General features: G+C 30.2%; 6 protein-coding genes. 3 read left to right on the top strand and 3 right to left on the bottom strand.

Translation table 11 applies throughout. From position 1 onward, the window contains the following. The 3 genes from JX287_RS06255 to JX287_RS06245 form a co-directional block, all read left to right on the top strand. Positions 1-3,209: MucBP domain-containing protein (locus JX287_RS06255; RefSeq protein ID WP_204643729.1), on the top strand; the 3,209-nt coding region annotated here is incomplete at its 5' end. A 735-nt stretch (positions 3,210-3,944) separates the two neighbouring features. Continuing rightward, entirely contained in the window at positions 3,945-4,256 is a 312-nt protein-coding gene (locus JX287_RS06250; RefSeq protein WP_204643727.1) for a hypothetical protein, read from the top strand. A 193-nt stretch (positions 4,257-4,449) separates the two neighbouring features. Next, positions 4,450-5,826, top strand: a complete 1,377-nt coding sequence (locus JX287_RS06245) for a YSIRK-type signal peptide-containing protein (RefSeq protein WP_204643725.1) — start codon at positions 4,450-4,452, stop codon at positions 5,824-5,826. Positions 5,827-6,293: 467 nt separating this feature from the next. On the opposite strand, the gene JX287_RS06240 is transcribed toward JX287_RS06245, so the two are convergent. From JX287_RS06240 to JX287_RS06230, 3 genes are all read right to left on the bottom strand, one after another. After that, the gene (locus tag JX287_RS06240; protein ID WP_204643717.1) at positions 6,294-6,713 is read right to left on the bottom strand and encodes a transposase; all 420 of its coding nucleotides are present in this window, start codon (positions 6,711-6,713) and stop codon (positions 6,294-6,296) included. Positions 6,714-6,898: 185 nt separating this feature from the next. Beyond that, entirely contained in the window at positions 6,899-8,179 is a 1,281-nt protein-coding gene (gene serS, locus JX287_RS06235; protein ID WP_204643715.1) for a serine--tRNA ligase, read from the bottom strand. Positions 8,180-8,496: 317 nt separating this feature from the next. After that, positions 8,497-11,087: pneumococcal-type histidine triad protein (locus JX287_RS06230; protein WP_204643713.1), on the bottom strand; the 2,591-nt coding region annotated here is incomplete at its 5' end.

Here is an 11,087-nt window from a genome sequence, read left to right as displayed (position 1 = left end):
TCTATAAATTATTAGATTTTATATTACCAACTGCGAAAAAAATTATCTATCATGCAGATACAGACCAATTAGAACTCCAAACGGATCCAGATAAAGTAGCCAAACATCGTGTAGAGTTAAAGAATAGACTAGCAGATAAAAAAGCAGCATTAGAAACAGCTGATGAAGAGAAAAAAAATGAACTAAACAAAGAAATCTCTGCCTTAGAATCAGCTATTAGATCCACAAATAACTATACTTACAAGGAAGCAAGAAACGGTAGTAAAGAAGCGAAAATCCTTGGCTCACACATGGAAGCAACTAGAAAACCTGATAGTAGCGAAGTGACAGAAGCTGAATATAAAAAGTATCGTACTAATGAACTTGCTGCGGGAGAAGAAGATGGTCTTTCAAAATTCACGAACCTTTTTGTTGAAAGAGATAATGTCACACGTTCAAAAGTGCTACCTGATGACAAATTATCAGAAAGAATTAATACAGAGATTAGTGGTGATCAGGATAAACTAGGTAAAGGTGGATACTTCTCAACAGGAGATATTCACTTAGAAAAAGATGTCATTGCTTATAAAATCCAAATATATTCTGGTAATAATAAACGAGTTGGGATTAATAAGCAAAGTCCACGTATACAATATAACCTACCAGTTTTAGCAAACTTTTCGATTGTCCAAGACACCTTAAAAGCAGCTCAAGCTCTATCTCATCGTATTCTTGATCAAACCATTAAAGAAGAAAAAGAAAAAGTTGATGAAAAACGAGCTGAAAAAGAAACATTAATCAAGGAATTGGAAAAAAATATACCTTCACTCGAAGATAAATTGAAACCTCTTGAAAGCAAACAAAAAGAATTAGAGGATAAACAAAACGAGCTAGGAGATAAAATAAAATCTTTCGAAGATAAACAAAAAGAAATTGGTGAAAAACTAAAACCTATTGAAGATAAACAAAAAGAAATTGGTGAAAAACTAAAACCTATTGAAGATAAGCAAAAAGAACTTGAAGAAAAACAAAAATCAGTTGCAGATAAATTAAAAGATAAAGAGAAACTAAGCCAAGATGAATTGAAAAAATTAGAAGATGAGGCTAAAAAACTTGAAGATGAAGCAAAAAAATTAGAGGATGAAGCCAAACCTTTTAAAGATGACATTAAAAAACTTGAAGATGAAGCCAAACCTTTCAAAGATGAAATTAAAAAACTTGAAGATGAAGCCAAACCTTTCAAAGATGAAGCTAAGAAATTAGAGGATGACTCTGAAAAATTAAAAGAAGAAGTACAATCATTAAAAGATGAACTAGAATCTACTAAATCTAAAATCAAAGATGAAAAGGAAAAAATTCAAGATATTAATGAATCTTTTAAAGAAGTTGAAAAAGGCTTAAAAAAAATCCATGATCAAATTGACGCAACTACAAGAACCCATCAATTAAAACTTTTATTTAAAGGAAATATTACAGTTAAATATAAGGATAATAATGGAAAAGAGTTAAAAGATAGTGCAACATTAGCTCAATCTGGAAACTTTATTAGGGTTGATGAGGAAGGAAATTTATCTGAAACAGATAAAAATGATCAATTAGTAAAAACACATAAAGTATTTGAAAATGGAAATGTCCTTGAAATTGTTGAGAATAAAATCGTTAAGGCTTATAAAGTGGACCATAATGGAAAAACAATCAAAACGTATGTGGTTGACGAAAATGGTGATATTTTTGCTAGTGATGAAAAAGGTGAGAAAATCCAAGAATTAAAACTTTATAAACTTGTAAAAGAAGACAGAGTTGAAAAAGTATTGAACCCTGAAACAAACAAGGAAGAAGAAAAAACAATTCATGAAGAATACCTTGCAAGACTAGATAAAGATGGAAAAGTAGCTGGAAAATACAATAAAAAACACTTAATCAAAGGTAAAGATAAACCAGAAGACTTATTAGAAATTAGTAATAAAATTGGTTTCTACTATGATTCGACGAGTGATTATCTAAGAACCATAAAAAAAGACGGAATTACTTATCGTTTGAGAAAAGCTCATAGAGGTGTTGCAGCAACATCTTATCGTCCTTCAGGAGTATTATCTTCTGTAAATACAACTGTTACTTATCTTTATGATGAAGTTGCTCGAGCTAAAGTTCAAGTGTTAGAAAGAGATGACAACAATCATCTAATTCCTGTTGAAAATCAAAATGACTTTATTTTGGAATCCCTTGTTGGAAAAGATTTCCCTGAAGAAGCTGTCAATGAAAAGATAGCAGAGTTGGAAAAGATGGGGTATATTGTCTCAAGTAATTTTGGCAATGGAAAAACTAGAGTAGCCGATTCTGACAGTGATGTAGAGGCTGATGAGGAAAGTGGTAGAAAAGAAAAAATCAGTCAAACTTATACGATTACAGTTGAAAAACCAAAAGTTTATGCAAATGTAGTAGCGAATTACTACAAAGATGGAACAGAAGAAAAATTAGCAGAGAGTGATACTCAAGAAAATAAAAGAGTGCTTACAGATTATGAAACTGAAGCAAAAGAGATTGCTCCAAAAACAGTAGTCGAAGAAACTCCACTAGCAACAATCACAAGAACATATACTTATACTTTGAAAGCTGAACCAGAAAATAAAAAAGGTAAAGTTGCCAAAGAAGGGGTAGTTGTAAATTACTTTTATACTGAAACAGTCGAAGAAAGAGTTGTATATAAAGTAATTACCGAGTGGATTGATGTTAATGGAAATCAACTAAAACCATCGGAAAAAGGAGAACAGGATAAAGGACGAATTCCAAATCATGTCTTTCTTGAAACCATTCGAACGAAAAATAAAATCAGTCATGTCTTCATGGCGGATGAAAAAATTGTTAAACCTATTATAGAAATAACGGTTTGGATTGATACCGAAAGGAATGAATTGAAGCAGTACGAAGTTGGTAAGAAAGAAGCATTGGAGTTTAATAGTTATAGATTTGTTAAAACAACAACAAATGATGGAATTACAATTCATTTATATGAAAAAATACAAAGACCGTTTATTCCAGGTCCATCTACGCCTGAAATTCCTAACCCACAACCCGAGCCAGAAAAACCGAATAAAACTGAAAATCTACGTAAACCAGAATTACCAAATACTGGTACAGAAACTAATGATGGAGTTACAGTACTTGGAGTTTTAGCAGCTTTGAGTGGAATTGGGCTTGTTACACGGAAGAAAGAAGAATATGAGAATTAGGTTTTCTAATCTTTTGTGAGCTTTTCGATTTTTGTAGTTGTTCTACAGATTTTGAGGATAAACCTATTTACTTAAATAAATATTTTTTAATGACTTCCTGTCATAGTAGTATTAGGACGGCAGCAGCCCTGCGGTCTCATGTCTAAACTTTGAGCCTAAAGTCTCAAAGTTTCCTGTAAGATAAGCCAAATAGGCTTATCTTACTCATACTACTATAGGAAGTCTTCTTTGTTCTTCGTCTGCTTTTTTGAGCAAAATAATCTTCCAAACAACAGAGATAGGTACTGCACCCAAAAAGTTGGATAAAGTATTCAGTTATTTTAGATTTTTTGAACTATTTAGTCAAGGATTTTTAAAAGGCGTAGCCCTTGTCCTTGACTAAATAGTTCGAAAAATCGGCTCTTTGTCAAGTTCGGGGCATGGGAAAAAATCACTCTAGAAATCTAGGCAGCATTTTGCTGCTTAGATTTCTTCTTACTTTCACTAAGTTTAACATTATTTTTATATTCAGAAACAAATAATCTAGACATAATTAAAATGGTTGTAGGTCAAAGTTCAAAGATAGTTGCTTATGTCATAGAATATTTATAAATGGTGGTTATTGTTTTTAAGTATTAATTTGTAAATTGGCAACTTATAATATTGATAATCTCTATCAGTAGAATATATTTGTTGTTTCCTGACTCTTGGTATATAATCTTTAATTAAGAGATATACATATTTAGGAGAACAAGAATGAAGTTAGAACATTTCACAGAACAGGAACAAGAACAGATTAAGAAAGGTCTTACTTTTTCAGTAATTAGTGATAAAGAGACTGCAGAAAGAATACTCTCGTTAGTTCCTCAAGAATTAATGAAGAAGATTCCATTTTTCGTAAGAAAACATGCTAACACACGTACAATTAAGAGAATTTCTATTGAATATCCAGAACTTTATGCTGCTGCCCAAAAAGAAGGTGAATGGCCAGAAAAAGAAAAAGAAGAGCTACGTAAAGTTATTACAGATATTTTCCAAGAGAAAATGAATAAACATCAAATTAAATAATATAAAATTTTTAAAAATGATATATTGTTAAATGTTGGTATCAGAAAGTTAAGTAGAATATTTAGCTTTTTGATACTGGCATTTTTATTTTGCAAGTTATAAAAATCGATTCATACTTGCCGAATTTTGATAGATATAATATAATTAAAAAGACAGAATAATTAGTAAGTTGTGAATTGATAAGGAGAAAATAATGTTTAATAAGAAAAAATATTCTATAAGAAAGGTTTCAGTAGGTATAGTAAGTGTACTTATAGGTATTGCTGCAGGATCTTTAGGTACAGTTTATGCACATGAAGATGTAAATAATATTGTTGTAAATACTGAAGTTATTCACGATGTTAATTTAGAACATGTAAACAAACCTGTTTTAGAAAAAACAGAAAAAATAAAAACTAAAGCTGACTCGGCTCCAAGGTCTACAGAACCTAATGCACTTACTGTGTGCGAAGATTGTAAACAGGAAGGAAAAATTATAGAACATCATAGTGTAGGTGTAACAGATAAAACTGTTTCAGTTAAATCTAAAACAGAAGAAATTTCTCTTGAAAAAACTTCAAAAACTACAGAACCTGTGGTAACTACACCGGCTCCAGTGGTAAAAGTTCACAAAAAAGAGAAATTAGTTGAATCTATTTTAGAAGATAAGGTTGATTGGAATTCAATTGATGAAAAAGAATTTGTAAATTATCTATTAGCTAGTATTAAAGTAGATAAAAATAAAGAACAGGAAATAAAAACTATCTGGCTAGTTAAAGTTAAAGAATTGTTAGCAGTTAATCCTAATAATGAAAATCTTAAAAAAGTGAAGTCTATCATAGAAAATACTTTAAAGAATGAGCCTTCAGTTGAAAAAGAAGGTGAAAAAGAAACTTCAAAAGCGGCTTCAAGTAAAGAAGAAGCAACTAATGATAAAAAACAAGAAACTCCAACAAATACTGCTAAGGTAGAAAACCGTGTTTTATTAGCGAAACTTTCGGGGCGTGATGTAGCTGTATTATTTGATAAAGATAAAATAAAAGCCGATAATGTTTTTGTAGGATCAATAAATGACGAAAGTTTAAATAAAACTATTATCGAAAAATTAGGTAGTGAATATAAAGTCGTTGAAGTTTTTGAAATTCATTTTGAAAAAGATGGCAAGAAATTAGATAGTGATGTTGAACGAACAGTTAAGATGTCAGTTGTGAAAAATGATAACGCAGAGTTAGAAGTATACCATATTGCTGAGAATAATGAATTAGAAAAAATTAAAAGCAGTTTTAATAGTGGTTATATACAATTTAAAATAAATCATTTTAGTAAGTTTACTATTTTAGAAAGAATTAGAATTGGAGCGAGAGATTTAGAAAGTCGTGTTCAAATAGTTACACCTGTAAAAGCTGAATATAGAATAGAGAGTAAAGAAGAGAATTATAATAATAAAGATAGTAATGATAAAAAAGAAGTATATAATAAAGAAAAAATAGAAGAATTGTCAAAAACAGGATTAGAAACAACTGACCTACTAGAAGTTTCTTTATTAATTTTAGGGGTTGCGGTAATAATTAGAAGAAAACAAAAACAATAAAGATTAGAGAGTATTCTAAATTAAATGTAGAACTTGCGAAAATCCGAAATTATGAGAGTGATTCTGATTATCTTAAATGGTTGTATACTAAATTAGAGTCACGGAGAAAATGTTGAAATATTAATCATGTAAATAAAAAATCAATTCAGGAAAAAAAGGTGATAGTCTCCAAAATTTGGTTCTTTATCAAGTTTGGGACATGGGGAAAAAATCGTATTAGAAATCTAGGCAACATTTTGTTGCTTGGATTTTCTAGGGAGTGGGGAGTGTGAATAAAACCCTGTAAATTCTTTATGTTAACCAGAACTTACTAGTTTATAATATTTAATTTTATAGATTTAATTACTTTAAGTGGCTTTTATTCTCTAAAATCTAGACTCGTCAAGAGAATTAAAGCTACTTTATTTTATTTATATCCTATCCTCATGCATTATTCTTAACTCTCCCATATATTTGCTCCCAATCTCTTATCGCTTTATCGCTCCTGTCCATTTTTTTACTATTCTTTCTACAGCTAGATATAACGCTTTTTCTAATGATACTTTATTTGGAAAGACTGATCTTTTCTTATTCATGCTTCTTAATCTTGAATTTACACTTTCTACTGCATTTGTTGTATATATTACTGTTCTTACTTTTACACTAAATTTAAATATTGGTGTTATTGCATCATATTCCGAATACCAGCTACTCATTAGTTTTGGATATTTACTTTCCCACTTATCCGCTACTATATCTAGGTTGTTTTTGGCTTGTTCTTCTATCGTACCACCTAGTAAATTTTTTAAGGCGTTTTGTATATCGGCTATACTTTCTACTCCATATTCTGATACTAATTGCCTTATTAATTCTTGTTTTTTTGGATCTCTTTTTATTCTTCTTGTCATTTTTTTACCCTCCCTAGTTAATTTTAGTTTAACAGTAGGAAGGGTTATTTTTACAGACTTTTTTTCACAGGTTTAATTTTACTGATTTCAAAGTTAAAAATACTAAACAAAAATAACTTAATATTTTATCTAACTTTTTGGGGCAGTACCAAATTAATTCTGTTTGATTCTTTTTTATAATTTAATTAATCTCTTTCGATTTTTGTGATTCCACGCATGTATGGACGTAGAACTTCTGGTACGGTAATTGATCCATCTTCATTTTGATAGTTTTCAATAATTGCCGCTAAACAACGTCCAACAGCTAATCCAGAACCGTTTAAAGTGTGAACAAATTCAACTTTTCCAGTATCTTCACGTTTGAATCTCATATTAGCACGACGTGCTTGGAAATCTGTACAGTTTGAACATGAACTGATTTCTTTATATGCATTATAACTTGGTAACCATACTTCGATATCATATGTTTTAGCACTTGAGAATCCTGTATCTCCAGAACATAGAGTAATTACACGATATGGTAAGTTTAATTTTTTAAGGATGCTTTCAGCGTGACCAGTCATGATTTCTAATTGTTCATATGAATTTTCTGGTTTTGCAAAGCGTACCATTTCAACTTTGTTAAATTGGTGGAGGCGGATAAGACCTCGAGTATCACGACCAGCACTTCCTGCTTCAGATCTGAAGCAAATACTGAATGCTGTAACACCTTTTGGTAACATATCTTCTGTTAAAATTTCACCGTTGTAGTAGTTAGTTAATGGTACTTCTGCTGTTGGAATAAGAGTTAGTCCTTCTGATTCAACAGTATAAACATCTTCAACGAATTTAGGAAATTGTCCAGTACCAAATAATGCAGTTCTATTAACTAATTGAGGTACCATGAATTCTTCATAACCATGTTCAACTACGTGAGTATCAATCATGAAGTTGATTAATGCACGTTCAAGCATTGCTCCAGCTTTTTTGTAGAATACAAATCTACTTCCAGAAATTTTTGCAGCACGTTCAAAGTCAGCAATATCTAATTCTTCAACTAAATCCCAGTGAGCTTTTGGTTCAAAATCAAATTCTCTAACTTGACCAATACGACGAACTTCGATATTTTCATCTTCATTTTCTCCAATTGGAGTTTCATCAGAAATTAAGTTAGGGATTCTAATAATTTTTTCGTTAATTTCTTCAGCAATTTGTTTAACTTCGATGTCACGAGTAGTGATTTCATCAGAAACATGTTTCATGTCAGCAATTACGTCTGAAGCATCTTCACGTTTTCTTTTTAGAATAGCAATTTCTTCACTTTTTTTGTTACGTAGCGCTTTTAAATCTTCTACTCGCACTAGAAGTTCGCGGCGTTTTTTATCTAAATCTATTAGTAAATCAACTACATCAGTTTCTAAGTTTCTAGCTGCTAATTTTGCTTTTACCATTTCAGGATTTGCTCTAAATAATTTAATATCTAACATATTTTTGTTCTCCTTTTGTATTATAAATTTTAAATTGAATTTATATATAAAATAAAAATCCCTTACGTCAAAGACGTAAGGGACGATTAATTTCTATACCGTGGTTCCACCCAAATTCAATCTAAATAGATTCTTAAAATTTAATTTGATATCATCAATAGTAGAATTTTAAAATAAACAATAAGTACTTTCAGCACATGTACTCTCTCTGGGAATGTTTTTAGATTAAAACATGTCTATTATCAAATTTTATATATTTATTTAAACTAATTTTACTCCATTATAAGCTTTATTGTCAAGTGTTTTTAGAAATTAATTTATTTTTCTTCGGTTGTTATTTCAGATACCGCTATTGTTGCTTTTTCTTCATCAGCATTGTGTTTATTGTTATTTGAAGTTGTGTTGTTTTCAAAATTTGAAACTTCTTTTTCTGTGTTAAGAGTCGTACCGTTTTCATTATTTGTTTCTGAAGTTTCTTTTGGTTTAGCACTTGAAACTAGGGCTGCTAATAATCTATCTATATCTTTTATTAAAATAGTTTCATTTTTTCCACCAAGATTGAAGTTAACAGCTTTTCCATATGGAGTATCTATAACATTCATGCTATTTGGAGAAAGTCTAAAGATACCAGCAAGTAAGTTTAATTTTGCAGTTTCTTCAGGAGTTAGTTCAACTTGTTTAGTTTCTGTTGTACTTTCGTCTTCAGTACTTGTTGTATTTTCATCTTTAGGTGCGTTGTTTTCAATACTTGTTGTATTCTCATCTTTAGGTGTATTAGTTTCACCACTTGGTGTACTATCTACCTTATTATTTTCACTAGTTGTAGAGTTATTTTCTTTTTTATTACTCTCATTATCTGATGATGAATTATTAGTTTCATCTTTTTTACCTGCATATTTTTCGAAATCTGCGTTATTATAGTCAGCATTAGAAAATTCAAGAGGGAATGATGGATCATTTGCTTCTTTAGTGAACTGATCTGCAGATGAACGAAGTGTCATACCATCCTCATCTTTTACATTTAGTTTATTATAGTTTTCACCAAATTCAGGCTGAGTACTTGTGTTATGCTCAAGTGCATAATGAAGAGCATTTTTCGCATTGATAAGTCTTGTAACAAGTGTTCTCATTGGTGTTCTTGTTATAAATGCTTGAGATTCGTAAGAATCTTTTACAAGTGAAGAAAGTTCCTCACGTAGTTTATTATCAATCTTGTCACTATCAATGTTTTCTAAGAAATATTTTATATAACTTACTGTAGTAATACTTTCACGGTCTTCAAATTTTTGTAATTCATCTAATAAGTGATTGATTTTGTTTAAAGTATTAACATCTTTGTTTTCACTAGCTATGTTTAATTCATTAGTTAACTCTACTTTTGAAAGATTGTACTTTTCAATATCGTTATCTTTAATACGATTTAATAAAGTATTATATTTTTTAACAAATTCATCATTTTTAGAAGTATCAGCATTTGTTTCTTCTTGAATGTATTTTTTATCAAAGTTATCTAACATTTCTAGGTAACCTTTGGTAGAGTTAGTTGGTAATTCTTCAATTGTCGCACGTAACTGATCTAATGCACGATTAACACGATTTGCTTGTTTTTTATCATTGCTATGTTTAGCAATATTATTTGCTTTTAGTTCATCAATGTGTTTAAATACAGCTTCTTTATCAAAATCACCAGCAACGTAAGTTCCAGTTATATTAGGAATTCTATTTTTATAGTAAATATCAGCACCTTTAGATAGAATTTTAACGAAATGATCGTGATCACCATGAGGTATTACAAATTTATCACCATCTCGTTTAATCTTATCAGCAGGAATTCCTGTACGTTTTGATAAAGCAAGTAATTCATTTTCGAAATCAACTTCATCGTCACCTGTAACTTCAGGAATATGGAATTTATCACGAGGTATTAAGTAAGGATGAATATGAGTTGGGTCATATGCATGAGCAGGTTCATTAAATACAAAGAAGTCTTTTGTTACTTTTACAGCTTCTTTTGGTACTCCATAAACCTCAGCGATATAATTAATTTGTTTTTGAATTTCATCCGTAATAGTTACTTCAGTCTCATCAACATGAATTGCATTAAGTAACACTGTATGGCTGTGATCACCATGAGGATAAGTTAATGCTTGTCCATTTTCAGTTTCTACTAATTTAATCAATTTAGAATCGATACCTAATATTTTTGCTAAATGGTTGATTTTTTTAGTAACTTCCTCAGAATAAGTTTCGTTATTACTTTCAGGTTGTTTATTTTCTACTTTATCGTCCACTTTTGGAGTCTCTTTAGGTTGAGTTGCAACATTATTATTTTCAGAATTTATATCTTCTAATAGTGTAGTTGTTCCATTGTAAGAAAGAGCATCTCCTTTTGCTGTAGAGACATATTTAATAGTATTTTTATCAATATTATTTTTACTTGCTAAGTAGTTTATTTTTACAGTTACTTTATCTTCTAATTCTTTATATTCTTTTTTAGCTTGTTCTAAATATTTTTGAGGAATTAGTTTTTCAAATTTAGAATTTACTAATTGTTTATAATAAACAAAGTGTTGGTGCCCATTGTGATCAATTACTAAACCTAATGAAGTAGGAGTACCTACTGTATTTTCATCTAATGCAAAACCATCGCTTGTTTTAAATTGTACACCAGCAAATGATAGAACACTAGGTTTTATGACTGTAGTGTCAACTTTAGGTTGCTTTATCTTATCTTTTTTTGGTAGCGTTGGTGAAGGGATGACTGATTTGGGGTTAGTAGTCTCTACAGGTTTTTCTATTTTACTTTCTTCAGGTAAAGAAGGAGTAGGAGTAGGAATAACTGGAGTTGGTTTAACAACTTCTGTTTGTTTTCCCACTTTGTTTTTTGGAATATAGTGGAAATGATCCC

This window comes from Gemella haemolysans, assembly GCF_901873445.1.
Classification (GTDB): Bacteria; Bacillota; Bacilli; order Staphylococcales; family Gemellaceae; genus Gemella; species Gemella haemolysans_C.
Note: the sequence above shows the minus strand (reverse complement) of the source record. Positions and strands in the feature narration are given on the sequence as shown.

Bases quoted from the DNA above. Each gene is read 5' to 3' on its own strand.
- JX287_RS06250 (WP_204643727.1), top strand. From the start codon at position 3,945: ATGAAGTTAGAACATTTCACAGAACAGGAACAAGAACAGATTAAGAAA.
- JX287_RS06245 (WP_204643725.1), top strand. From the start codon at position 4,450: ATGTTTAATAAGAAAAAATATTCTATAAGAAAGGTTTCAGTAGGTATA.
- JX287_RS06240 (WP_204643717.1), bottom strand. From the start codon at position 6,713: ATGACAAGAAGAATAAAAAGAGATCCAAAAAAACAAGAATTAATAAGG.
- serS (WP_204643715.1), bottom strand. From the start codon at position 8,179: ATGTTAGATATTAAATTATTTAGAGCAAATCCTGAAATGGTAAAAGCA.